General features: G+C 72.0%; 17 protein-coding genes, 1 pseudogene and 1 CRISPR repeat array (1 of these 19 only partly in view). Of the genes and pseudogenes, 4 read left to right on the forward strand and 14 right to left on the reverse strand.

Annotation, left to right across the window (positions count from 1 at the left end; all coding sequences use genetic code 11):
* Positions 1-36: 36 nt before the first annotated feature.
* Together ACYQ02_RS09190 and ACYQ02_RS09195 are read left to right on the forward strand one after the other, a co-directional pair.
* Positions 37-756, forward strand: coding sequence for a transcriptional regulator (locus ACYQ02_RS09190; protein WP_460040142.1), 720 nt, complete (start codon positions 37-39; stop codon positions 754-756).
* Positions 757-814: 58 nt separating this feature from the next.
* Positions 815-3,475 (forward strand): aminotransferase class III-fold pyridoxal phosphate-dependent enzyme, encoded by a 2,661-nt coding sequence (locus ACYQ02_RS09195; protein WP_460040143.1) that lies wholly within the window; start codon positions 815-817, stop codon positions 3,473-3,475.
* A gap of 68 nt (positions 3,476-3,543) precedes the next feature.
* Here ACYQ02_RS09195 and ACYQ02_RS09200 read toward each other — a convergent pair whose 3' ends face one another.
* Both ACYQ02_RS09200 and ACYQ02_RS09205 read right to left on the reverse strand, forming a co-directional pair.
* On the reverse strand, positions 3,544-4,647 hold the full coding sequence (locus ACYQ02_RS09200; RefSeq protein ID WP_460040144.1) for an MBL fold metallo-hydrolase: 1,104 nt from the start codon (positions 4,645-4,647) through the stop codon (positions 3,544-3,546).
* A 185-nt stretch (positions 4,648-4,832) separates the two neighbouring features.
* A complete protein-coding gene (locus ACYQ02_RS09205; protein ID WP_460040145.1) occupies positions 4,833-5,876 on the reverse strand; it encodes a zinc-dependent alcohol dehydrogenase family protein in 1,044 nt (347 codons plus the stop codon).
* Positions 5,877-6,171: 295 nt separating this feature from the next.
* Between ACYQ02_RS09205 and ACYQ02_RS09210 the strand changes: the two genes are divergently transcribed.
* Complete coding sequence (locus tag ACYQ02_RS09210; protein WP_460040146.1) at positions 6,172-6,633, forward strand: GNAT family N-acetyltransferase; 462 nt, start codon at positions 6,172-6,174, stop codon at positions 6,631-6,633.
* A 220-nt stretch (positions 6,634-6,853) separates the two neighbouring features.
* On the opposite strand, the gene rpoD is transcribed toward ACYQ02_RS09210, so the two are convergent.
* The 11 genes and pseudogenes from rpoD to ACYQ02_RS09265 form a co-directional block, all read right to left on the reverse strand.
* On the reverse strand, positions 6,854-8,143 hold the full coding sequence (gene rpoD, locus ACYQ02_RS09215) for an RNA polymerase sigma factor RpoD (RefSeq protein WP_460040147.1): 1,290 nt from the start codon (positions 8,141-8,143) through the stop codon (positions 6,854-6,856).
* A gap of 156 nt (positions 8,144-8,299) precedes the next feature.
* Entirely contained in the window at positions 8,300-10,387 is a 2,088-nt protein-coding gene (dnaG, locus tag ACYQ02_RS09220) for a DNA primase (protein WP_460040148.1), read from the reverse strand.
* 39 nt (positions 10,388-10,426) lie between these two features.
* The gene (locus ACYQ02_RS09225; protein WP_460040149.1) at positions 10,427-11,632 is read right to left on the reverse strand and encodes a thiolase family protein; all 1,206 of its coding nucleotides are present in this window, start codon (positions 11,630-11,632) and stop codon (positions 10,427-10,429) included.
* Between the two features lie 225 nt (positions 11,633-11,857).
* Positions 11,858-12,139, reverse strand: a complete 282-nt coding sequence (locus ACYQ02_RS09230; RefSeq protein WP_460040338.1) for a 3-hydroxyacyl-CoA dehydrogenase family protein — start codon at positions 12,137-12,139, stop codon at positions 11,858-11,860.
* A gap of 730 nt (positions 12,140-12,869) precedes the next feature.
* Positions 12,870-13,616 (reverse strand): annotated as a pseudogene (locus ACYQ02_RS09235) (3-hydroxyacyl-CoA dehydrogenase family protein); the annotation flags it as partial.
* Positions 13,617-13,832: 216 nt separating this feature from the next.
* Positions 13,833-14,630 (reverse strand): enoyl-CoA hydratase/isomerase family protein, encoded by a 798-nt coding sequence (locus ACYQ02_RS09240; RefSeq protein WP_460040150.1) that lies wholly within the window; start codon positions 14,628-14,630, stop codon positions 13,833-13,835.
* Positions 14,631-14,771: 141 nt separating this feature from the next.
* Positions 14,772-15,716, reverse strand: a complete 945-nt coding sequence (locus ACYQ02_RS09245; RefSeq protein WP_460040151.1) for a PaaD-like zinc ribbon domain-containing protein — start codon at positions 15,714-15,716, stop codon at positions 14,772-14,774.
* A gap of 12 nt (positions 15,717-15,728) precedes the next feature.
* Positions 15,729-16,628 (reverse strand): 1,2-phenylacetyl-CoA epoxidase subunit PaaC, encoded by a 900-nt coding sequence (paaC, locus tag ACYQ02_RS09250; RefSeq protein WP_460040152.1) that lies wholly within the window; start codon positions 16,626-16,628, stop codon positions 15,729-15,731.
* Positions 16,625-17,335, reverse strand: coding sequence for a phenylacetic acid degradation protein PaaB (locus ACYQ02_RS09255; protein ID WP_460040153.1), 711 nt, complete (start codon positions 17,333-17,335; stop codon positions 16,625-16,627). The genes paaC and ACYQ02_RS09255 overlap by 4 nt, the downstream gene beginning before the upstream one ends.
* A gap of 38 nt (positions 17,336-17,373) precedes the next feature.
* Positions 17,374-18,396, reverse strand: a complete 1,023-nt coding sequence (paaA, locus tag ACYQ02_RS09260) for a 1,2-phenylacetyl-CoA epoxidase subunit PaaA (protein ID WP_460040154.1) — start codon at positions 18,394-18,396, stop codon at positions 17,374-17,376.
* A 411-nt stretch (positions 18,397-18,807) separates the two neighbouring features.
* Complete coding sequence (locus tag ACYQ02_RS09265) at positions 18,808-19,392, reverse strand: TetR/AcrR family transcriptional regulator (RefSeq protein WP_460040155.1); 585 nt, start codon at positions 19,390-19,392, stop codon at positions 18,808-18,810.
* A gap of 296 nt (positions 19,393-19,688) precedes the next feature.
* Between ACYQ02_RS09265 and ACYQ02_RS09270 the strand changes: the two genes are divergently transcribed.
* Positions 19,689-20,621, forward strand: a complete 933-nt coding sequence (locus ACYQ02_RS09270; protein ID WP_460040156.1) for a hypothetical protein — start codon at positions 19,689-19,691, stop codon at positions 20,619-20,621.
* A 568-nt stretch (positions 20,622-21,189) separates the two neighbouring features.
* Here the strand turns inward: ACYQ02_RS09270 and ACYQ02_RS09275 are convergent.
* Positions 21,190-22,311 carry a saccharopine dehydrogenase family protein gene (locus ACYQ02_RS09275; protein ID WP_460040157.1) on the reverse strand — a complete coding sequence of 374 codons (1,122 nt, stop codon included), beginning with the start codon at positions 22,309-22,311 and terminating at the stop codon, positions 21,190-21,192.
* 489 nt (positions 22,312-22,800) lie between these two features.
* Positions 22,801-23,492: direct repeats of the CRISPR family, unit length 30 nt; unit sequence GTTTGTAGGGTGCCTATGAGGAATCGAAAC (it continues 860 nt past the right edge of the window).

Here is a 23,492-nt window from a genome sequence, read left to right on the forward strand (position 1 = left end):
GTCCAGCGGCGGAAGGGCGGAGAGGGGGCCACGGGCGTGGAGCTGGTCCGCATCGGCGACAAGGTGATCGACCGGCAGCGGATCTACCGCATGGTCGACCGCATCCTGGAGCTGCGCGCCTCAGGCCTTTCCCAGCAGGATGTGGCCCACGAGCTGGGCATCGACCGGACCCTGGTCTCCCGCCTGGAAAGCCTGGGGGAGGTGCGCCGGGGGCAGAAGCTGGGCCTGGTGGGCTTCCCCGTCGGCAACCGCGAGGCCCTGGAAGAGGTGGCGCGCAGCGAGGGCGTCGACTTCGTCTGGCTGCTCACCGAAGAGGAGCGCCGGCGCTTCATCGGCGAGCGCAGCGGCGCCGCCCTGCTGAACGACCTGATGGCGCTGATCGCCCGGGCCCGGGAGCTGGATCACCTGATCTTCCTGGGGTCGGACATGCGGATCCGGCTGGTCGAGGCCCTCTTGGGGCCCGACCGGGTGACGGGCATCCAGATCGGCACGTCGCCCATCACGGAGGACCGCTTCGTCGATCCGGAGGCCCTCCGCCAGCTGATCCGGCAGCTGCGGGTGCCCCGGGAGGACCGCGGCGGGCGCGAATCCGCCCCCCGCGAGGCCGTGGCCCAGGGCCCCATGGCCCGGGGCGAGCGCACCCCGCGGGAAGCCAGCCGCCGGGACCCCCACGGCGGTCAGGCGCCCGCGGCCGGGGACGAACCGGCCCCGCCGGATCCACGGCCCGCCGCCGGGCTGCCCACCCGGAGGGCCTGATCCGGATCGGGTCCGGCTCTGAAGTGGGAGACGGTTTTTCGGGATTGGAGGTCACCGGATGCATCCGTTCCGGCAGTTCGTCAACCCCCATCTGGGCGAGCTCCTCGAACAGATCCAGATGGATAAGCGCTTCGTGCGCGGGCAGGGGTGCTGGCTGTGGGACGACCAGGGCCGGCGCTACCTGGACTTCGTCGCCGCCTACGGCGCCTTGCCCTTCGGCTTCAACCCGCCCGAGATCTGGGCGGCCCTGGAGGCGGCCCGCGACCGGGGCGAGCCCTCGTTCATCCAGCCCTCCTTCCTGGAGGCCGCCGGCGAGCTGGCCCGGCGCCTCATCGAGGTGGCGCCGGCGGGGCTGCGCTACGTCACCTTCGCCAACAGCGGCGCCGAAGCGGTGGAGGCGGCCATCAAGCTGGCCCGGGCGGCCACCGGCCGGCCGCGGATCCTCTCCACGGAAAACGCCTTCCACGGCAAGACCTTCGGCGCCCTGTCGGCCACCCACCGGTCCGCCTACCAGGAGGCCTTCTTCGCCCCCGCCCAGGGATTCGACAAGGTCCCCTATGGCGACGTGGCCGCCCTGGAGGCGGCACTGGAAGCGCGCCCGGGCGAATACGCCGCCTTCCTGGTCGAGCCCATCCAGGGGGAGGGCGGCATCGTCGTGCCGCCGCCGGGCTACCTGCGGGAGGCCCGGGAGGTCTGCCGCCGCCACGGCGTGCTGTTCATTGTCGACGAGGTCCAGACGGGCCTCGGGCGCACGGGGACCCTCTTCGCCTGCCAGGCGGAGGGGGTTACGCCCGATGCCATGACCCTGGCCAAGGCCCTGGGCGGCGGCCTCATGCCCATCGGCGCGGTGCTCTGCACGGAGGAGGTCTACACCGAGGAGTTCGCCACCAAGCACTCCTCGACCTTCGCCGGCAACACCCTGGCCTGCCGCGCCGGCCTGGCGGCCCTGGACCTCTTGACCCGGGACGAACAGGCCCTGGTCCGCCACGTGGCGGAGACCGGCGAGTACCTGCGCCAGGGCTTGCTGGCCATCCAGCGCCGCCATCCCCGGGTGATCCGGGAGGTGCGGGGCCGGGGCTTCATGCTGGGCCTCCAGTTCGGCGTGGACCGGGAGGCCTTCCCCGGCAACCTGCTGGGCGTCATGGGCGAGCAGGAGCTGCTGACGCCGGTGATCGCCTCGTACCTGCTCAACGTGGAGGGGTTGCGGGTCGCCCCGACCCTGAACGGTGCCGACGTGATCCGCATCGAGCCGCCCCTCATCGCCACCCGGGCGGAGTGCGACTACGCCCTGGCCGCCATCGAGCGGGTGGTCGAACTCATCGACCGGGATGACACCGCCGCCCTGCTGCGGCATCTGGTCAGCCCACAGGCGGCGACCGTGCAGCCCGTGGGCCGGCCCGCCGGCCACCAGCCTGCCCTCCGGGCGGTTCGCTCCCGCGAACCGGGCGAGGCGGTGGCCCCCAGCGGTGACCCCCGGGAAGGGCGCTTTGCCTTCCTGGTTCATCCCGTGGATCTGGAGAACTACCCGGAGTTTGACCCGAGCCTGGCCGCCTTCAGCCGCGCCGAGCTGGAAGAGCTGGCCGGTCGCTGGAACCACCTTCTCAAGCCCTTCCGTATCGGCCGGACCCGGGTGGTCTCGGCGACCGGGGCCACCGCCTACGGCGAGTTCTACGCCGTCCCCCGCACCGCCGACGAGTTCCTCGCCATGCCCCAGGCGGAGGCGGTGGCGGAGATCGAGGAAGCCATCGAGCTGGCCCGCGAGAACGGCGCCCGGATCGTCGGCCTGGGCGCCTACACCTCGGTGGTCACCCGGGGCGGGCTGCACCTGCGGGACGCCGGCGTCGCCCTGACCACCGGCAACAGCTTCACCGTGGTGGCGGCCGTGGAAGCCATTGCCGAAGCCAGCCGCCGACTGGGCTTCCCCCTTGGCCAGGGAACCGTGGCCGTGGTGGGTGCCACGGGCGCCATCGGGCGGGCGACGGCCCTGCTGCTGGCCGGTGAGGTGCGCCGGCTGCTGCTGATCGGCAACCCGGCCCGGCCCGAGCAGAGCCGACGGCGGCTGCTGCGGGTGGCGGCCGACCTGGCCCGCCACGTGCTGAGCCTGGCGGCCTCAGGCCGGCCCCTGGGCCCGCTGGCGCAGGTCCTGGTGGAATTCGGCGGCTGGCCCGATGCCGCAGAACCCGCCGAGGCCTTCCTCCCCCGGCTGGAAGCCTGGATGGCGAGTGGACGGTGCCCCCTGGTCATCACCACGGACCTGGACGCCATGCTCCCCCAGGCCGACGTGGTGGTGACCGCCACCAGCAGCACCGCCCACCTGGTCACCCCGGGGAACGTGAAGTTCGGGGCGGTGGTGTGCGACCTAAGCCGGCCGCCCAACGTCAGCCGGGAGGTGGGCGATGCCCGGCCCGACGTCCTGGTGATCGACGGCGGCGTCATCGAGGTGCCCGGCCGGCCGTCCATGGGGTGGAACTTCGGCTTCGAGCGGGGCCTGGTCTACGCCTGCATGGCGGAGACCATGATGCTGGCCCTGGAGCACCACTACCAGCACACCAGCCTGGGAGCCGACCTCAACCTGGAGACCATCCTCTGGCTGAAGGACCTGGCCCGCAAGCACGGGTTCCGGCTGGCCGAGCTGCGCAGCTTCGACCGCCCCCTGCAGGCCGAAGCCTGGGAGCGGGTGCTGGCCGCCCGCTCCGCCCTGGGCACGGCGGCGCGGTAGAACCCACCCCCGGCCGCAGGGACGCCCGCACGGTGAACCGGTCGCGGCCGGCTCTTTTCGCTCTTTCATCACCGCTTCTCGTACATCAGGCGGGGTACGGAAGCCCGGCTCCCCTCCCGGGGGCCGGGCTTCGGGTCTTCTTTCCCGCCGGGTCCCGCGGCTTCGTCACCAGCTTCCACCACCGCCAGCCGGCCCTGTTCCACCAGGTAGTCCAGGTGCGCCACCGTCTCCCCCAGGGCGAACTCTACGTTGGCCAGGGTATCCATGACCCGCCCGAACAACTGCCCGGCCACCTGCCAGGCCGTCACTCGCCCGCCCGCGGCGACGATGGCTTCGACGTCCTCCAGCCGGCGCCGGTGGTGTTCGGCAAGTTCCCGGCACCGTCCGGCCAGATCGTCGAAGGGAGCCCGGTGCCCCGGCAGAACCCGCCGCGCCGGGAGCCGCCCCACCTGCTGGAGCGAGTCCAGATACCGGCCCAGGGGATTGGGGGTCGCCTGGGGGCCGGCGGAGATGTTGGGGGAGATGCCGGGAAGGACCATGTCGTCGGCCAGCAACAGGCCCTCGTCCGGCTGCCAGAGGACCACCAGGCCGTCGGTGTGGCCCGGCGTCCAGAGGACCTGCCACCGCCGCCCGCCCAGACGCAGCTCCTCCCCTTCCCGCACCGGCGTCACCTGAGGTTGGGGATCCACCCAGGAGACGATCCGGGCCCGGCGCTGGGCCAGAGGGGCGGCCAGCTGGTCCGGCACGCCGTGCCGGGCCGCAAAGGCGCTAAAAGCCTCGGCGGCGGCCGGTCTCCAGATGCGCCGGGCCAGCTCCACTTCCCGCTGGTGCATCAGGACGGGCGCCCCCGTGCACTTCTGCAGCCAACCCGCTGCGCCGAAATGATCGGGATGGAAATGGGTGACGAAGACGGCCTCGACATCACCGGGACCGATGCCCAGCCGGTGAAAGGCCTGATTCCAGGTGGCTTCGGCCTCCGGGGTGTGGAACCCGGTATCCACCAGGGTCCATCCGTGGGGGCCGCGGAGGGCATAGGCATTGACCTCGCGCAGGGGAGCCGGAATGGGGATGGGAACGCGGTACGCGCCGGGCCAGACCTCCTGAAGGGACAGCCTCCCGGCACGCTCCCGCCCGTCCCCATGGGCGTCCTGGGCGTCCGCTACCGCTACCATGGTGCCAGCTCCTCTCCCGTGGGCCCCGGATCCGCCCTTGTTCGCAGGGACCGGCCTGGTGCCACCCCAGCCGGCTGCCCGGGTTCCGGGGCTACCTGATGACCGCCGGTGGCTGGCCGGCCCCCGATCGACCGGGTGCGCGCTGGCCGGCCCCCGATGGGCCGGCTTTGGACCGGCCGGCCCCCTCACCGGCCGGCGGGTTCGCCCAGCACCAGGACGGCCGCACCGCGGACCCGGCTCTCCTTGACGGCCGCCAGAGCCTGGTTGGCCTGCTCAAAGGGGTAGCGCTGGACGGCCACCTGGAGGGGCACCGAAGCCGCCACCGCCATGAACTCCTCGGCGTCCCGGCGGGTCACGTGGGCCACGGTCCGCAGCGTCCGCTCCCCGTGCAAGAGCCGGTAGGGGAACGAAGGAATGTCCGTCATGTGGACCGCGTTGATCACCACGGTGCCCCCCGGCCGCACCGCCCGCAACGCCAGGGGCACCAGCTCGCCTGCCGGGGCGAAGACAATGGCCCGGTCACAGGCAGGAGGAGCCGGCCCTGCCGGCTCTTCCTGCATCAGAACCTCGGCACCCCCTGCCCAGACGGCTCCCAGGTGCCGGGCCAGGTCCCGGTGGGCCGGGCTGCGGGTGAAGACCACCACCTGGGAGCCTTGGTGGCGGGCCACCTGCAGCACCAGGTGGGCCGAAGCGCCGAAGCCGAACAGGGCCAGCCGCTCCCCCGGCTGAAGGCCGCTGAGCCGCAAGGCCCGGTACCCGATGACGCCCGCGCAGAGCAGCGGCGCCGCCGTGGCGTCGTCGTAGCCCGGCGGGATCGGGACGGTGTAGGTCGCCGGAACCGCCATGGCCTGGGCGAAGCCGCCCGGCGCATGGAGGCCGGTGAACCGGGCGTGGGGGCAGAGGTTCTCGTCGCCGCGGCGGCACGCCTCGCAATACCCGCACGCCCGGTGCAGCCAGTAGGCCCCCCGCCGCTCCCCGGGGCGAACGCCTTCCACGCCGGGGCCCACGGCCTCGACGATCCCCACCACCTGGTGGCCGGGAGTCACGGGGTAGGCGGGCGCCACCAGGTCACCCTCGGCCACGTGCACGTCCGTAAGGCACACGCCGCAGGCCCGCACCCGCAGGCGGATCTCCCCCGGTCCCGGCTCGGGCTCCGGAACCTCCACCAGGCACAGGGGGGCCGCACGGGCATCGGCAGGCCGCAGCAGCTGCCAGGCCTTCACTGTCATGCCGCCCCACCCCTCCTCGTCCCTTGCCGGTGTCTGTTTTCCCCTCGCGCTGGGCAGCCCCTGCCAGAGTAACCCCGTCCCCGACGTCCACCCCAGCGAGCCCACCGGGCCCCAGCACCGGGACCCGTCGGTGGCCACCGGGGCCAGCGGGCCTCGAGGCCGGGCGGGTGCCCCTCGCCGGCCCCCAAGGCGGATCGGCCCGGGTCGCCAGCGTTGCCCCCTGCCCGCAGCCGTGGCATACTGGCGTCGCATCACGTCGCACGGCGAGGTTGCGGGGGTACGGGGGGATTCGGCCATGGAGCCAGGTCCCGTCGAATACCAGCAATTTGAGGGTCTCCCCGACGGCAAAGTCCTGGCCGATCTTTTGCGGCTGCACGAGCTCGTCTTCGGCGATGGCCAAGCGGATCGCCTGCTCCGCGAAGCGCATAACAGGCACCGCCTTCTGACGCTGGTGGCGCTGGCGGGACAACAGGTGGTGGGCTACAAGATTGGCTACGAGCGGAAACCCGGCCACTTCTACAGTTGGATGGGGGCGGTGGCGCCCGGCTTTCGCCGGCGGGGAATCGCCAGCGAGCTGATGCGCCGCCAGCACGCCTGGTGTCGTGAACAGGGCTACGGTACCATCCGCACCGCCACGAAGAACAAGTGGCGCGACATGCTGATCCTCAACCTGCGCCACGGATTTGACGTCATCGGAGTCTACGTGGACGAGCGGGGCGAACCAAAGCTGATCTTGGAAAAGCGGCTGCGTCCTTAGCCGAAGCATTGTCCTGTCCTGCGGGTAGCCCGCCCCCGGATCGGTGGTTCCTGTCTCACTCACCCGGCAGCAGGCTCATTCGAACAGGTATGCAGAAAACATGACTCGCATCCGGCCAAAAGAAGAGGGGCAGGCTCATCGCCTACCCCTCGCCGTCTCGTAAACGGGCTTACCGGCACCGGCTCGTGACTGCCTGACATCGCGGATCACAGCCGCCGCCTTACTCCAGGTAGTCCTTCAGCTTCTTGCTCCGCGACGGGTGCCGCAGCTTGCGCAGCGCCTTGGCCTCGATCTGGCGGATCCGCTCCCGGGTCACGCCGAAGACCTGGCCCACTTCCTCCAGCGTCCGCTGGCGGCCGTCGTCCAGGCCGAAGCGCAGCCGCAGCACCTTCTGCTCGCGGTCCGTCAGGGTGTGGAGCACATCCTCCAGCTGCTCGCGCAGGAGGAGCTGGGAGGCCGCCTCCGCCGGGGCGAGGGCATCCTCGTCCTCGATGAAGTCGCCCAGGTGGCTGTCCTCTTCCTCACCGATGGGCGTCTCGAGGGATACGGGTTCCTGGGCGATCTTCATGATCTCCCGCACCTTCTCCGGCTCGATGCCCATCTCCTTGGCGATCTCCTCCGGCGTCGGCTCCCGGCCCAGCTCCTGGACCAGCTGGCGCTGGACGCGGATGAGCTTGTTGATGGTCTCCACCATGTGCACCGGGATGCGGATGGTCCTGGCCTGATCGGCGATGGCGCGGGTGATGGCCTGGCGGATCCACCACGTGGCATAAGTGCTGAACTTGAAGCCCTTGCGATAGTCGAACTTCTCCGCCGCCTTGATCAGACCGAGGTTGCCCTCCTGGATCAGGTCCAGGAACAGCATGCCGCGCCCCACGTACCGCTTGGCGATGCTGACCACCAGGCGCAGGTTGGCCTGGATCAGCTTCCGCTTGGCCTCTTCATCGCCCTGCTCGATCCGCTTGGCCAGCTCGATCTCCTGTTCCGGCGTCAAGAGGGGGATGCGCCCGATCTCCTTGAGATACATGCGCACCGGGTCGTCGAGGGCGACGCCGTCAGGCATGGACAGGTCGTCCTCGTCGTCGACGGGCTCGCCCAGCTGGTCGACGTCGGTCCCCTCGGCACCCTCGTCCCGACCGTCGCCCTTACCGGTCTCCTCGCCGCCGTCGTCCAGGTCCTCGGACCGGTCCACGTCCGTCACCCCGTCCAGGGCGGCCTCGTCCATCACGCCGTCCAGGTCGGGATCGGACACCCGGGTCCGGTGATTCCGGCCCGGCCGGCCGTTCCGGGTCCCGTTGCCGGACCGGCGGGGGCCCGTCTCCACCTCGATGCCCAGGTCCTCCAGGAGCTGGTAGACCTCATCCACCTGGTCGGCGTCCAGGTCGACGGCCTGCAGGGCGTCGGTGATCTCGTCCTCGCTGAGGACGCCACCCCGCTGCCGCCCCTTGTCGACCAGGCGCCGGACCTCATCGATCTCCAGCAACGGGCTCTTGACCTCGCTCACGTCCATCGGACTCCCCCCTTTCCGCCGCGGTCCCCGGGGTCCGGGGCCGGCCCCGGCCGGCCCATGCTGCTCCCGGGCCGGGGACCGTGATGGTTTTCAGAAAAGCATTCGCCGGTCCGCGTCCCTTCCGGTACTGGACCGGCGAGGGCGGTCGCGGCGGGCTCATCCGCCCACCCGACCCTTCAGCTGCGCCGAAAGCAGCTGAAACTTCGTCACCAGGTCGACGGGTACGGCGTGGCCGCTGGCCTCCAGCTGGGCGATGCGCCGCTGGATTTTCCATAGGCTATGTCGCTTCAGGGTTTTGATATAATCTTCTAAAATCCTTTCCATCTCGCCGGGCTCGTCCGGCCCGGGCTCCGGCGCCTGCACCAGGGCGGCCAGCACCGAGATCGCCTGCTGGTACACCGCAGGCCCCGCAACGGGTTGCCGGGACGAACCGGCCCCTTCATCCCGCTGCTGCGGCCCGTCCCCGCCTGGCACCCCATCCCGGGGCAGGATCGCGTCCCGATCTATCGTTTTTTCGTCGCCGGCCTCCGATGTTCCTGCTGGTTCGACACCGGCCGGTTCGACACCGGGGGTCATCCCGTCGCCGGCGGCCGCCGCCAGGCCGTGCAACCGCGATAGCAGCCGGCCCGGGTCGACGATCCCGCCGGCAGCCCGGGCCTCCTCGAGGCCCAGCTCGAACAGCAGCCGGTGGGCCGGCGTCACCCAGTCGCCGGGCTCCAGGCGGCCGGCGATGTACGCCTGCCATCGGGGGTGGAACAGGGCGGCAGCCACCAGGCCCCGTTCCGCCCGGGCCACGCCAGCAGGAACTTCCTCCACCGGGACCCGACGGTTAGTATGCCGGACGGCCTGGACGTTATTCCCACCGGCCCGCCGGCCCGCCCGGGCGGCCGCATCCCGAAGCGCCCGGCTGGCCCGGCGCACCTCCTGCCACAGGACCGCCTCGTCCAGCCCCAGGGCGACCGCATACCGGCGTACATACTCCGCCCGCTCCACGGGGTGGCCCACGCGGGCCAGCCACGGCGCCAGTTCCGCGACGGCCTGGGCGCGCCCCCGGGGCGTGGCCGTGTCGACCGCGGCCATCACCTGCCGGAAGCGGTATTCCACCACGGGAACGGCCGCCTCCAGGATCTGCCGCAGGGCCTCGGGCCCCTCCCGCCGCACCACGTCGTCGGGATCCCGGCCCGGCGGCAGCTGGGCGACCCGCACCTCCACGCCGGCGTCGGCGAACATGGCCAGGCCGCGCATGGTCGCCCGCTGGCCCGCCGCGTCGGCGTCGTAGGCGATGATCACCTGCTGGACGTAGCGGGCCAGCAGGTCCACCTGCTCCTCGCTGAGGGACGTGCCCAGCGACGCCACGGCCGCATAGCCGACGCCCGCCCGGTCGACGGCGATGGCGTCCATGTACCCTTCGACCACCACCGCCGTTCCCGTCTCCCGCAGGCGCGGCCGGCTCCAGTCCAGCCCGTACCAAAGCCGCCGCTTGTTGAACAGCGGCGTCTCGGGCGTATTCAGGTACTTGGGCTCCTGCCCGTCCAGGGACCGGCCGCCGAACCCCACCACCCGGCCCCGGGGATCGGCGATGGGGAACATCACCCGGTGCCGGAAGCGGTCGTAGTAGCCGCCGCCCGGCCGCGGCTGGGCCAGCCCCGCCTCGGCCAGCCAGGCGCCCGGCACCCCCCGCTGCTCCAAGGCCCGCACCAGGCCGTCCCAGCCGGCCGGCGCGTACCCCAGGCCGTAGCGGTCCCAGAGGGGCTCGGGCAGGCCGCGTTCTTCCAGATAACGGCGGGCCGCCTCCCCCGCCGGAGAGCGCAGGACCTGGCGGAAGAACGCGGCCGCCGCGGCCAGCACCCGCGCCAGCTGCTCCTGCCGGTCCCGCACCCGGCGCTGGCCGGGCGAGAGGGGTCGCTCCGGCAGGGTCACCCCCGCCCGCCGGGCCAGGTGGGCCACCGCCTCGGGGAAGGTCCACCCTTCCTTTTTCATGACAAAGGTGAAGACGTCCCCGCCCACCTGGCAGCCGAAGCAGTAGAACATTTGCTTGGCGGGCGAGACGGTGAAGGAAGGGGTCCGCTCGTCGTGGAACGGGCACAGGGCCACGTACTCGCGGCCGGCCCGGCGCAGGGGCACGTAGTCGCCGATCACCTCGACGATGTCGAGGCGCTGGCGGATCTCGTCGACCACGTGCTCGTCCAGGCGGTACAACGCTCGACCCTCCCCGACCCCGTGGGGAATGGATTCGCGCCGCACCACCCACGTCCTGCTAGCAGTCCAATTTAATAATAAATCTTAATAGGCGGCCGACTCCACCAGCGCCGCGATCCCCTGGCCGACCCCGATGCACATGGTGGCCAGCCCGCGCCGCGCGCCCCGCCGCGCCATCTCGTAGACCAGCGTCGTCAGGATCCGCGCCCCGCTGCACCCCAGGGGATGGCCGATGGCGATGGCCCCGCCGTTGACGTTCACCCGCTCCTCCGGCAGGCCGAGCTCCCGGATGCAGGCCAGGGACTGGGAGGCGAAGGCCTCGTTGAGCTCGATCAGGTCCAGGTCCTCCACCTGCCACCCCGCCCGGGCCAGCACCTTGCGGGTCGCCGGCACCGGACCGATGCCCATGTACCGCGGGTCGACCCCGGCCACCGCGCCGGCCACCACCCGCGCCAGGGGGCGGAGCCCCAGCGACCGTGCCCGGTGGTCGGCCATGACGACCAGGGCCGCGGCGCCGTCGTTGATCCCCGACGAGTTGCCGGCGGTGACGGTTCCCCCGGGACGGAAGGCGGGCGGCAGGCTGGCCAGCTTCTCCAGGGTGGTGTCGGGCCGCGGGTGCTCGTCCACCTCGACCACGGTCTGCCGCCCCCGGGGCCCGGCCACCTCCACGGGCACGATCTCGTCCCGCCACTTGCCGGCCTCCTGAGCGGCCGCCCACTTCCGCTGGCTGGCCAGGGCGAAGCGGTCCTGGTCCTCCCGGCTGATGCGGTAGCGCTCGGCCACGTTTTCCGCCGTCTCGCCCATGGACTCGGGCGGGAACATGGCGGCCAGCCGCGGGTTGACGAACCGCCAGCCCAGGGTGGTGTCGAACACCTGGACGTTGCCGCGGGGGTAACCCTGATCGGGTTTGGGCATGACCCAGGGCGCCCGGCTCATGCTCTCCACCCCGCCGGCCACGAAGACCTCGCCCTCGCCGGCGCGGATGGCCCGGGCGGCCTGCAGCACCGCTTCCAGCCCGGAGCCGCAGAGCCGGTTGACCGTCACCCCGGCCACGTGCTCGGGCAGGCCGGCCAGCAGGGCGGCCATGCGGGCCACGTTGCGGTTGTCTTCCCCTGCCTGGTTGGCACAGCCCAGGATGACGTCCTCCACCTCGGCAGGGTCCACGCCCGCCCGCTCTACGGCGGCGCGGATCGCCACCGCCGCCAGGTCGTCCGGACGAACCGGCGCCAGGGCGCCGCCATGGCGGCCGATGGGCGTGCGCACCGCCGCCACGATGACGGGTTCTGCCACCGCGCACCCTCCTCTCCCGTGCCTGCGGGCGTCACCAGGGGCCGCCCGTCCCCCTCCATGGGTCCCGGGTCTGCGCCCAAGATGGTGACCACCAGCCCTCGGGCCGCAGCCTTCCAGCGCCCGGCGTGCCCGGCCGCCGGCCGCCCTCGACTCGCCCGGCGCCCACCACCCGGCTCGCCCCACCTCAGGGCGGTCCGGACCCGCCGGCGGCCGGCTCGTCCCGCCTCAGGGCCGCCTGGACTCGCCCGGCTCCCCGCCTGCCGCACTCTCGGTCCACCTGGACTCGCCCAGCGCCCGGCGGCGCAGGGCGGGCAGGGGGCGGTAGCGTTCCTCCCGGTAGTGGCGCCACAGGCCCTCCATCAGGGCCAGCACCCGCCGCCAGCCCCAAAGGGTCCCCCATTCCAGGAGCCCGCGGGGGTAGCCGGTGCCCAGGCGCATGGCCCGGTCGACGGCCTCCCCCTCGGCGATCCCGTCCGCCTCGGCGGCCGCCGCTTCCTGGATCAGCATGGCCACCACCCGGGCCGCCACGCCGCCCGGCCCGTCGGCCACGGGGTGGGCGGCCAGGCCCGCCCGTTCGAACCAGGACCGGGCACGGGCCAGGGCCGCGGGGCTTGTCACGGGGCCTGCCGCCAGCTCCACCGCCTGGCCCAGGGGCGGCACGGCCGCCCATCCCACCACCCGCTGGGGGTGCACGAGGCCCCAGGACTGCTCCGCCACAGGCCCGGGCAGCAGGCTCACCAGCAGCACCCCGGGCGGCAGCCCCGCCTCCAGCCGGGCCAGGTCCTCCAGCGCTTGGGACCAGAAGCCGGGTGCCAGGGGATCGAGGTCCTCCCAGGTGATGACCACGGCGGCGGGCGCCGCCCCTCGCACCCGGGCTCTCGGGGGCCCCGGGATCCGTCACCCCGGCCGGGCGCCGGAGCACGGCGTCCAGCCCCGGGATCCGTTCGACTTCGACGCCCGCCTGGGTCCACCGCTCGCCAAGGGCCTTGGCCAGAGGCCCGTCGCCCACCACCCAGAGGTGGCCGGGCAGCCCTTCCTGCCCCCCGGTGGCCTCCACACCGGTCGCCTGGCCGGCGGCGGCAGGCCCGGTTTCCGGAGAGTTGCCTGCGAGCCCGCTCCCCGCCGCCACCTGCCGCCAGCCGCGCCAGGCCACCCCCACGGGCTCCCCCGCTTCGCTGTAGCGGTAGAAGCCGCGGCCCGCCTTGCGCCCCAGCCAGCCCGCGGCCACCAGCTGCTGCTGGATGGGGTGGGGCCGGTAGCGGGCTTCGCCGCCATAGCCCTCGAACACCGAACGGGTCACCGCCAGGTTCACGTCGACGCCGATGAGGTCCATCAGCTGGAACGGCCCCATGGGGAAGCCGGCGGCTCGCACCAGGGCGTCGATGGTCTCGACCCCCGCCGCCCCCTCGCCCAGCAGCCGGAGGGCCTCGCCGTAGAAAGGCCGGGCCACCCGGTTGACCACGAAGCCCGGGGTGTCGGCGCACACCACGGGCTCCTTGCCCAGCCGGCGGGCCAGGTCGACCCCGCGGGCCACGGCCTCGGGCGCGCTGAGGGCACCGGCGACCACTTCCACCAGCCGCATGGCCGGCACCGGGTTGAAAAAGTGCAGGCCGATGAACCGCTCCGGCCCGGGGACCACCCGGGCCAGGGCCGTGATGGACAGGGACGAGGTGTTGCTGGCGACCAGGGCCTCGGGGCGGACCCGCCGGCCCACGCTCGCCAGCAGGTCCTGCTTGAGCCCCAGGTCTTCGGGCGCCGCCTCGATCACCACGGCCGCCGGAGCCACAGCGCCCAGGTCCGTGGTGGTCTGCAGCCGCCCGAGCCGTTCCGCCGCCGTGCCGGGAGGAACGCGGCCCTCCTGCTCGTGCCGCCGCCAGGCCTCCGCAAGCCGCCGGCGGGCCCGTTCCAGGGCGGCGATGGCCACATCGTAGAGGACCACGGCAAACCCCGCCTCCACGGCCACCCGGGCGATGCCGCCGCCCATGGTGCCGGCACCCAGCACCGCCACCACGGCCCCGGAGTCCACCAGGGACCCACCCGCCGGCCCCGAGGGGGCCGGACCGGCGGCGGCCCCACCGGATCCCGCGGAGGCGGCTCGGGCAGCCGGGGCCCCACCGGGCCCCGCAGAGGCGGCTCGGGCCTGCTCGCCGGGGGACGGTTCGCCCGCAACCGTTGACCTGTTCACCGGGGCGGCCTCCCGTCAGCGCCCCTGGAAGCGGGGCTCGCGCTTCTCCAGGAACGCCTGCACTCCTTCGGCGTGGTCGGCGGTGTGGCCGGCGATCTCCTGCAGGTACGCCTCGTATTCCAGCACCTCCGCCAGGCGGGCTCCCGCGGCAAAGTTGAAGGCCCGCTTGGCCAGGCCGATGGCCCGGGTGGCGCCGGCGGCCAGCCGCTGGGCCCACTGGCGCGTGGCTTCAGCCAGTTCCTCATGGGGCACCACGCGGTTGACCAGCCCCATCCGCAACGCCTCCCCGGCAGGGACCAGGTCGCCGAAGAAGGCCATTTCCGCCGCCCGGGCCGGCCCCACCAGCTGCAGGAGGAACAGGCTGGTGCCCGAATCGGGCGCCAGGCCCACCTTGACGAACACCTGCCCGAAGCGGGCCTGCTCCGAGGCCAGGCGCAGGTCGCAGGCCAGGGCCAGGCCCAGGCCGGCCCCCGCCGCCACGCCGTTGACGGCGGCCAGGACGGGCTTCTCCATGGTCCGGATCTTCCAGATGAGGGGGTTGTACCGCTCGCGCAGGGATGCGATGAAGGACTTCTCGCCACCCTCCTGCCGGCTCTTCAGGTCTTCCCCGGCGGAAAAGGCGCGCCCTGCGCCGGTGATCACCACGCAGCGCACCTCGGGGTCCCGCTCCGCCCGGCGCAAGGCGTCCAGCAGCTCGGAGGTCATGGTCCGGTTGAAGGCGTTGAGCACCTCGGGCCGGTTGAGGGTAAGGGTGAGGACGCCGCCCTCCCGCTCGGCCAGGATGGTGGTGTAGCGGCCGTCGCCTTCGGCCATGAACGTCATCCCCTCCAGCAGGATCTGGCCCGGCCGGGGCGGCCCCGCAGGATCTGACCCGGCCTGGGCCTTTTACGCCAATTGGCGTGAGGCGGGTGGATTTCCTTGCGGCTTCCTTGCCGGGGGGTGGGGGGGCGAAGATCAAAGGGCCTTCATCTGCTCGAAGGGGTTGCGGCAATCCAGGCAATACCACAGGCTGCGGCACGGGGTCGGCCCGAAGGCGTTCTCCCGGCGGGTACGGCGCGACCCGCAGAAGGGGCAGGTGGCGGCATGGGCAGCAAGGGTCTCCAGACGCCGCAATGCCCCGCAGCCGGCAGGTCCCGGAGGCACCTGGCTGGCGGCCGCCGCGAGGTCCGGTGCTCCGGCACCCGGCATCCCGGCATCCGGCTTCCCGGCGCCGGCGCCCTCGGCGTCTCCGCCCGGCAAACGTCCCGGCCCATGCGGCTCCGGCGCAGATCGCCCGGCGGCGGGCCGCCCCGCTCCCACGGGCGGAGGGGGGGCAATGCCAAAGGAGGCCAGCTTCCGGCGCCCCGCGGGCGTGATCCGGTCGGTGGACCAGGGCGGGCTGTAAGCGACCCGCACCTCCACCTCCCGCACGCCCGGGACCGCCTGCAGCCGCCCGGCGACCGCCTGGCGGATCAGCCCCAAGGCCGGGCAGCCCACGAAGGTGGGAAGCAGCGTGACCTGTACGCGGCCGGCGCGGGCGTCGGCCTCCACCGCTTCCACCATCCCCAGGTCGACGACGCTGACCACGGGGATCTCCGGGTCGGGCACCTCCGCCAGGGCCTGCCACAGAGCATCCCGCAGCGCCTGGTTCTCCTGCTGCACAGTGGCCGGACGCCGGCCGGCGGCGGGCCCGCTTCCGGCCTGGGCTCCGGTCTCGCCCGGCCGGCGGGACCCCCCGGCCCCGCCGTTCCCACGGGAGCGGCGATTCTCCTGGCACGGGGCCTGCCCGGGGGCGCTGCCGTCCCCGGACGAACCGGCCGGCACCGATCCCGACGCCTGCCGCAACGGTCCCGCAGAACCCACGGGCTCTCCCTCCCCTGAACCGGCGCCGTCGCCCGGTCCGGCCTCACGGCCCTGCATCCGCCGGCCCCCTTACCATTCCGCCGCCGGGTCCGAGCGGTAGACCAACGTCATCTCAGCCAGCAAGGTCTCCAGGGCGGGCGAGTGGTGTCCTCGCCGGCCTCCCAGGCCTCGCTCGCTCCCGGCGGCCGCCGGGCTTCCCCCCATCCCGGGATCCGCCGGTTCCACGCCAGCCGGCTCTCCCGGTCCCGGCTGCCCCAGCACCGGTTCGGCCAGGCCGGCCTCTTCCAGCACCTGGCGGACGGCCGCCCACCACAGCCGGCGAAGCTCCTCCAGGCTGGCCCCCCGCCAGCGGGCAGCCTGCTCCTCCCCTTCCACCGGTTCGAAGAACCCGGCCGCCAGGGCCAGGGCCCGGGTGAGGGCCGGCGCCAGCCGCTCCCGTGCCTCGCCACCGGCGCGGCCGAGTTCGACCACCCACTGGCGGAAATGGGCCTGGTGGTAGGCCTCCTCCCGGGCAATGCGGGCCGCCGCCGCGGCCAGCGGCTCGTAGGGCGAGCGGGCCAGCGCCGGCCACAGCACGGCCTCGTACTCGCTGTAGAGGAAGTGGCGGGCGATCTCCGCGGCCCAATCGCCGTTGGGCTGTTCCAGCAGGATCGCGTTGCGAAAGTCCGCAGGATCCCGGCCAAAAGCCAGGGCATCAGGATCCCCGCCTCCCTGGCCGAGATCGGCGAGCAGTTGATAAAGCAGGGCGCTGTGCCCCACCTCGTCCTGGGCGATGGAGGAGAAGGCCACGTCTTCTTCCAAGTAGGGCGCTACGCCCGTCCACTCCGACGCCCGGTGGCCGGCGATCAGCTCGTCGTCGGCCAGGGCGAAGAGCAGGGCCACCAGGCCCGGGTCAGCGCCCGCGGCAGCCGCGCCCGCCGGGTGGGCGGAGAGGGACTCCATGGCGTGGGCCCGGTTCGACCCGTTCACCGGCCCTCACCCCCTTGCCCGGGCCCGGCCCCAGGGCCCGTCCCGGCGGGGGACCCTGTGCCGGTCCCCGGCCTGGGCCCGGTGCCCTTCCCGGCGTCGCGGCCGGCAACGGCACTGCTCCCCGAACCAGCCATCCAGATACCGGGCCCCGCCGCACCGCCCCCGCCACCGGGCGCGGCGCCCCCGGGATCCCGCCGCCCTCCCCGGTCCTGGCGCCGGGGCCCCCGGCGCACCCGCACGTGACCGCTGCGGTTGACCACGCCACCGGGTACCGCATCACCGGGTGCGCCCGGCTCGCCGGCCCGGTGGGCCGGGGCGACGGCTGCCGGCCCGTCCTGTTCCGGGGAGGAAGCGTGGGCTCCGGCCGTGCCAGCGCCACCGCGCCCGGGCCCGCCGCGACTCGTGCCGCCGCCCGGCCCCCGGCCGAAGCGCTGCCAGAGGATCCGGGTCCGGGCAAAGCCTTCCCCCAGGCGGTACGTCTTGTCCGTGGCCGGCTGCCACCAGTCGGTGTCACCCTCGCCCACGGCTTCGATGCACGAGCGCGGCACGATCCACAGGCTGACGTATTCCTGCCGCCGGCAGTAGAGCTGCTGGGCCAGCAGCCGGGCGTTGCGCCGGTCCCCCGCCAGCAGGCTGCCGCAGTGGATATACGGCTCGCCCCGCCGCGGCTGGCCGAAGACCTCGTAGACCTCCATGGTGACGCCCATGCCGGTTCGTCCCCTTCCTGGGCCGGGATGGCGGCCCGTCAGGCGGCCGCAGCGCCGCGGGCCAGGGCTTCCCGCACCCAGCGGCTCTCCTCGTGGGAGAGGCGCCGGATGGCCAGCCGCGCCTCCGTCCTGGGTCCCTGCCCCTTGACCACGCGCCAGAATTCGTCCCAGTCGGGGTCGCCGTAGACCCAGCGGCCCTGCGCTTCGTCGTAGTGCAGCTCGGGGTCGGGGATCTGGAGCCCCAGGGCGCGGATCTGGGGCACGTACTTGCTCAGGAACTCCTGCCGCAGTTCCTCGTTGGTGCGGACCTTGATCCGCCACTTCATGGCCTGCTCCAGGTTGGGCGACATCTCGTCGGGCGGTCCGAAGAAGTGCAGCAGCGGCCGCCACCAGCGGTTCAGCGCGTCCTGGACCATCTGCTGCTGGGCGCGGGTGCCGCTCATCAGGGTGAGGATAATGTCCTCGCCGTGCTTGAGGTGGATCGCCTCTTCGGCGCAGATCCGCCGCAGGATGCGGGCGTAGGGGGCGTAGCTGGTCTGCAGCAGCGCCGCCTGGGTCACCAGGGCGGCCCCGTCGACCAGCCAGGCGATGATGCCCGCGTCGGCCCACGTGGGCGCGGGATAGCTGAAGACGTTGTGGAACTTGGCCTTGCCCGCCACCAGGGCGTCCATCATGTCCTCGCGGGTGATGCCGAGGGGTGCGGCCAGGTCTTCCGCCACGCGGTAGATCAGCTGGGCATGGCCGACTTCATCCTGGACCTTGGCCATGAGGGCCAGCTTGCGGCGCAGGGTGGGCGCCCGCGGGATCCACTCCCGCTCGGGCAGGGCCCCCATGATCTCGCTGTTGGCGTGGGTCTGGATCAGGCGGAGGCACTGGCGGCGGTACTCGCTGGGCATCCAGTCGCCCGCCTCCACCTTCTCGCCCCGCTCCAGGCGGGCGGTGAACTCGGCGATGCGCTCCTCCTCCCGCCAGTCGCGGGGGCCTGCCGGCCCGGCCGGAGGCAACCCTGCCCGCTGGCCGGCTGCAACAGCGGCCTGGCCCTGCATTCCCTGGTCTGCCATGGTTTCCCCTCCCGTGGCGGCCCCGGCCGGGGCATCCGGCCCCGGGCTGCCCTTTGGGCCCGCTCAGGGCACGGGGCCACCCGGCTGCCGGTTCGACCGGCGGGCCGGTTCGACCGGCGGGCCGGGCACCCCAGGACCCCGGCCGGGGACCGCTCCGTGTTTCCCCCAGGGTGACGCGTCCCCAAGACTCCAAAACAAGACCCAAGACTCCAAACCAGGACTCGCAAAACAAGCGTCTTGCGATCCCTTGAGACTTGCGGTGACTTGCAAGGCGGCCCTGAGACTTGCGATGACTTGCAAGGCACCGATGGCGACCCGCCTGGCCCAAGCCCGCTCCCAGGGCCGGACGATCCCGCCTTCCGGGACGGCTTCGTTGCGGCCATGACGCCGGTCGCCCGGCCGGCACCGCCCTCAGGACGAGCCGGCCTCCAGGCCCTTGAGGATCAGCTCCGCAAAGGTGGCCGCCACGTCGTCCGGTGCCAAGGGCCCGTCCGGCGAATACCACTGGTAGGCCCAGTTGACCGCCGACAGCGCCAGCAGGGCCGCGAACCGCGGGTCGACCGCGCGGAACTCGCCCCGGGCGACACCGTCGGCGATGAGCTCCCGCCAGCGGGCTTCATAGCGGTCCCGCTTGGCCTGGATGCGGGACCGCAGGTCAGCACGCAAGAAGCGCCACTCGTGGAAGAACACGCTGGCCGTGTCGCGGTGCTCGGCGATCACCGCCATGTGCGCGGCCAGGGCCCGCTGCAAGCGGTCCCGGGCCGTTGTGCCCTCCCTCCAGGCCTGCTCGATGCCGTCCAGGAACCGGTCGGCCGCGCGGTCCACGATCTCGAACAGCAGCTCTTCCTTGCTCTCGATGTGGGCGTAAAGGCTGCCCCGCTGCAGCTGCAGCCGCTCGGCGATGTCCTGCATGGAGGTGGCGTGATAGCCCTTCTGGCGAAAGAGCTCGCCGGCCACGGTGAGGATCTCTTCCCGGCGGGCGGTGGAACGGCCCATGGCTCCTCCCGGTTAACCAAACAAAGGTAAACCAACAAACGGTCGTTTGGTAATCAGCATAGCAGCGGCCGAACCCCGGCGTCAACCGTTGCCATCCAGCCCGAGCAGGCGGCGGCGCCCGTGCCGTCGCGGGCCGTAACGGTGCATTGGGCTCACTCCCCGGACTCCCCCGTCCCTTCTCCATGACGCCGCCTGTCAAGGCGAATCCCGGATAATACGGCCAAAGCCAGGGCGGGGAGGGGCCGGAGCCCGCCAGGCCCCGGGCCCGACCGGCCGCAGCGGGAGGGGATGGGGCGATGATGGCGGAACCAATGCAGCGCCTGACCGGGCTGCAGATGGCCTTAGGCATCGTCAACGAAGGCATGTTGTGGCTGATTTGCCAGCGGCTCGACCTCCAGCCCCGGTGCGGGCGCAAGCGGGGTCAACTGGCGAACTGGCTGTTCCGCGAAGCCTGCCGCCACCCGCAGCTGGCCCAGCGACTGGCCGCTGAACTGACCCCGTGCCTTCTTCCGGGCTACCGCCCGGGCAGCCCGCCGGAACCCCAGCAGGTGGTCGGCCTGCTCAAGCGGAGCCGCCGGAAAGGGCTGGCCCTCGGGCTGCTGTGGGCCATGGGGGATACCCTGGACGACCCGGCCTGGGCTGCCGCCTGGAACCGCTGGCTCAAGGACTCGGCGGACTGGCGCCGCCGCTTCGAGCAATACATGGCCCTGCTGAACGACCAGGAGACCGTGCAGGTTGCCCAGTCCATCGTCACCGAGGCCGAGGCCCGGCGCGACCGGATGCGGCAAGCCCTGGTCAGGATGGCCAGGTCCTGCCGCGAGGAGATGAAGCGGCTGAAGGAGCGCATTGCAACCCTGGAAGAGGTCAACCGCCAGCTGGCGGCCCTGCGCCCCTTGCAGAACACCCGCATCCTGGTCGTAGGCGACCCCAACCACGGCGGCGGTTACCAGCAGGTGGTGAACCGCTACGGGGGCGACATGGTCTTCGCCGACGGCACCAGCCGCCAGTGGGTGCGCAAGGCCCTGGACGGCCGCTACGACGCCATCGTCGTGGTCACCGCCTACGGCTACCACACCACCCAGATGATGATTCAGAAACACGCTCCGGAGGTGCCTCTCTTCAGCGCCCGGCGGGGCGGCCTGGGCGAAATGGAACGGGTGCTGGTCACCCAGGTGATCCCCGCCCTCTTTAAAAGGCTGAGGTCCCTGGACGAACCCGCCTCCGCGTAGGCGCCGCCGCCGGCGGGGCAGCCGTATGCAGCCCTGGGCGTGGGGGCAGGGGCCTGGACCAAAGATCTCTCCCAGGGGGCCGGTGATCGCCATCGTGAAGAGGGCGATCGTCCCGGACAGGCTGCTAACGAGCCCCAGAGCCCGCCCGAGCAGATGGTTTGGTGTCTGCTCCTGCCACAGGGTGGCGATCAAGGGCTGCACGATGCCGTTGCCGATGCCCACACCGACGGACCCGATGAAGAATACGGGCAGCCAGAGGCTAAGCGAGTTATTCAGGCTGCAGCAGAACTGACGTTTGACTACCGGACTTGCCGGAGCGGTGCCGGCCGACCGGGGGACCCCGGCGGCGATCAGGCAGGCCGAGAGCAAGGAAGGAACGGTTTGTCAGCACAGCGAGGTTGAGAACCGGGGCGATTCTCACAGGAGGAGCCCCTCCCCAATGGTGTTGGTGCTAGTCGGCCTAACGTCCTCGGAGTTCTACCAGACGCAAACCGCCTGTCGACCACCAGCCCTGAGAAGTGGTCGCAGGTCCTCGCCACCGGCCGGCGCCCAGGGCTGGGCAGGGCCGTCACGGCTCCCGGTCCACAGCCACGCCCCGCTCGGCCAGCTCCTGGAAGAACGCCTCCGGGTCCGGCCCGCCCGGTGCTTCGGGCGCCAGCACCCCCGGTCCCTCAATTCGCCCCTGGGCCATCCAAAGCGCTCCCAGGGCCAGAGGCACCGCCGTCAGGCTCGCCATGGGCGCCGCCGCCCGGTAGCTGCGTTCCACCACCTGGTCGCCCACCCGGCCCCGCACCCGGACGACGAGCCCGGAAGCGGGCCGGGATGGGGCCCCCACCCGTTCCAGGAGAGGAAGCAGCGGCTTGAGCACCGCGCCCAACCGCTGCCGCCGGCGGTGGGTGGCCATCAACCCCCAGCGCCCGAAGGTGACAGCCAGCCGGTTCAGGGCGGGCTCCGACAGGCCTCCCTTCAGCCGCACCTCCTGCAGGCCGGGAAGGAATCGCGGTAACGTCACCGGTTCGGGGTGCCCGACGTGAAAGACCGTCACGGCACCAAGGGGTGGGGGGAACTCCACCCGTTCCGCCCCGGTCCCTGCAGGAACCTCCTCCCACCGTCCTGCGACAAAGGATGTGACCCGCCCGCTAAAGATGTGCATGGTGTGGAGGACCACGGCCCAGCCCCGGGAATCCGCCGAGCTGCCCGCCCAGGCGATATGGGCGGCTTCGACCCGGTCCATCCGCTGGGCAGCATGGCGCACACAAAGGTTGGTTAGCCCCGGCGTCCAGCCAAGGCCGGTCAGGATGGTGACCCCTGCCCTGCGAGCCGGCTCGTCCAGTTCGAGGACCCGCCGGGCCGCGTCGTGATCGTCACAGAGGCTGATGTAGGGTCGCCGGACCTCGATGGTCGCCCGGGCCAGGGGTTCTTCCAGGAGGTAGAACGGGCCCGCCGCCCCCACCGCCACATCGTGGGCCGCCATCAGCTGGGCGGCTGCCCCAGGTGCCAGGATGTCGACCGCCTCCGCAACCACCCGGCAACCTGGCGCCGCCTCTTCCGCCGCCGCGGTGGCCACCGACCGGGCCGCCTCCAGATCCCGGTCCGCTACCGTCACCTGGGCCACACCGGGGGTCCTGGCCAGTTCCCGGACCGCCCGGCTTCCCATGTCCCCCGCCCCGCCGAAGACCACGAAGCGCATTGAGCATCCCCCCGCCGATGTGGTCGGTACTGGCAGGCTCGCCTTCGGCGCCCCCATGGTGGATGGGGCGCCTTCCGCCGGCGGCCGACCCAGCGGTACCGCCGGCCGGCTTCGGCGCCCCATGGTGCATGAGGCGCCCGGCCATCCAGGTCGGTTCTGGCAAGCGCGCAATGGCAGGTTCGCAATGAAGGGCCCGTCCTCCTGGAGGGGGGTCTGGGACTTGGGGATGGGATGACGGCGCATCGGACGATCGAGCATAGCCCGATGGATAGGTGGCCGGGGGAGGAGGCAAGGTGGCCCTGCTGTCGACCTCCGATCACGGCAAAACCCCGGGAGGTCGACAGCAGGAGGTAATTCCACCCAGTTGGCGCCACGCCTGCGTTTTTGGCTTGCCCGCATCCTGTTTTGCCCAGTATCCCTGTATCTGGATCGACAGAAAGCGGGCGCAGGAACCGTTGAAGGAGAACGGTTTCTTCGGTCGAAGATGGGGTTTGTAGGGTGCCTATGAGGAATCGAAACTGCAGCCGCCGGAGCGGTACTGCCAGGAGCACAAGGGTTTGTAGGGTGCCTATGAGGAATCGAAACTTCTCGTGGAACATGCGTTCCACACGAACAAGGACGTTTGTAGGGTGCCTATGAGGAATCGAAACATGGCCATCGCCGAGTTGCAGGAGCGCGAGGCAAAGTTTGTAGGGTGCCTATGAGGAATCGAAACATCTTGTTCTCGACCTTGCCGACGGCACGCTCGAACGGTTTGTAGGGTGCCTATGAGGAATCGAAACCGGCGTATACGCCCAGGTCCTGCAGCCACTCGCGGGTTTGTAGGGTGCCTATGAGGAATCGAAACGCAATGGTGATAGACCCGTCAGGAACGCAGTTGCGGGTTTGTAGGGTGCCTATGAGGAATCGAAACCCGGCCTGGGCCTGGGCCGGCGCGCCGCCGGCCGCAAGTTTGTAGGGTGCCTATGAGGAATCGAAACACCACCGCCTGCATCGCGGCCACAAGTGTGGCCCTACGTTTGTAGGGTGCCTATGAGGAATCGAAACCGGGGATCGAGGGCCCCAGCGTCCAGCAGGCTTTGGTTTGTAGGGTGCCTATGAGGAATCGAAACCCCACGTACACGATGGCGGGGTGGTTCAGGGCCTTGTTTGTAGGGTGCCTATGAGGAATCGAAACAGCC

This window comes from Thermaerobacter litoralis, from assembly GCF_054654595.1.

What these genes read in the sequence shown, in the direction of transcription:
- ACYQ02_RS09205 (WP_460040145.1), bottom strand. Translation starts at nt 5,876, where the DNA reads ATGACAGTGAAGGCCTGGCAGCTGCTGCGGCCTGCCGATGCCCGTGCG.
- ACYQ02_RS09270 (WP_460040156.1), top strand. Translation starts at nt 19,689, where the DNA reads ATGATGGCGGAACCAATGCAGCGCCTGACCGGGCTGCAGATGGCCTTA.
- ACYQ02_RS09200 (WP_460040144.1), bottom strand. Translation starts at nt 4,647, where the DNA reads ATGGTAGCGGTAGCGGACGCCCAGGACGCCCATGGGGACGGGCGGGAG.
- ACYQ02_RS09195 (WP_460040143.1), top strand. Translation starts at nt 815, where the DNA reads ATGCATCCGTTCCGGCAGTTCGTCAACCCCCATCTGGGCGAGCTCCTC.
- ACYQ02_RS09230 (WP_460040338.1), bottom strand. Translation starts at nt 12,139, where the DNA reads ATGCTGATCCAGGAAGCGGCGGCCGCCGAGGCGGACGGGATCGCCGAG.
- ACYQ02_RS09255 (WP_460040153.1), bottom strand. Translation starts at nt 17,335, where the DNA reads ATGGGCGTCACCATGGAGGTCTACGAGGTCTTCGGCCAGCCGCGGCGG.
- ACYQ02_RS09210 (WP_460040146.1), top strand. Translation starts at nt 6,172, where the DNA reads ATGGAGCCAGGTCCCGTCGAATACCAGCAATTTGAGGGTCTCCCCGAC.
- ACYQ02_RS09240 (WP_460040150.1), bottom strand. Translation starts at nt 14,630, where the DNA reads ATGGCCGAAGGCGACGGCCGCTACACCACCATCCTGGCCGAGCGGGAG.
- rpoD (WP_460040147.1), bottom strand. Translation starts at nt 8,143, where the DNA reads ATGGACGTGAGCGAGGTCAAGAGCCCGTTGCTGGAGATCGATGAGGTC.
- ACYQ02_RS09245 (WP_460040151.1), bottom strand. Translation starts at nt 15,716, where the DNA reads ATGCAGGGCCGTGAGGCCGGACCGGGCGACGGCGCCGGTTCAGGGGAG.
- ACYQ02_RS09275 (WP_460040157.1), bottom strand. Translation starts at nt 22,311, where the DNA reads ATGCGCTTCGTGGTCTTCGGCGGGGCGGGGGACATGGGAAGCCGGGCG.
- ACYQ02_RS09265 (WP_460040155.1), bottom strand. Translation starts at nt 19,392, where the DNA reads ATGGGCCGTTCCACCGCCCGCCGGGAAGAGATCCTCACCGTGGCCGGC.
- paaA (WP_460040154.1), bottom strand. Translation starts at nt 18,396, where the DNA reads ATGGCAGACCAGGGAATGCAGGGCCAGGCCGCTGTTGCAGCCGGCCAG.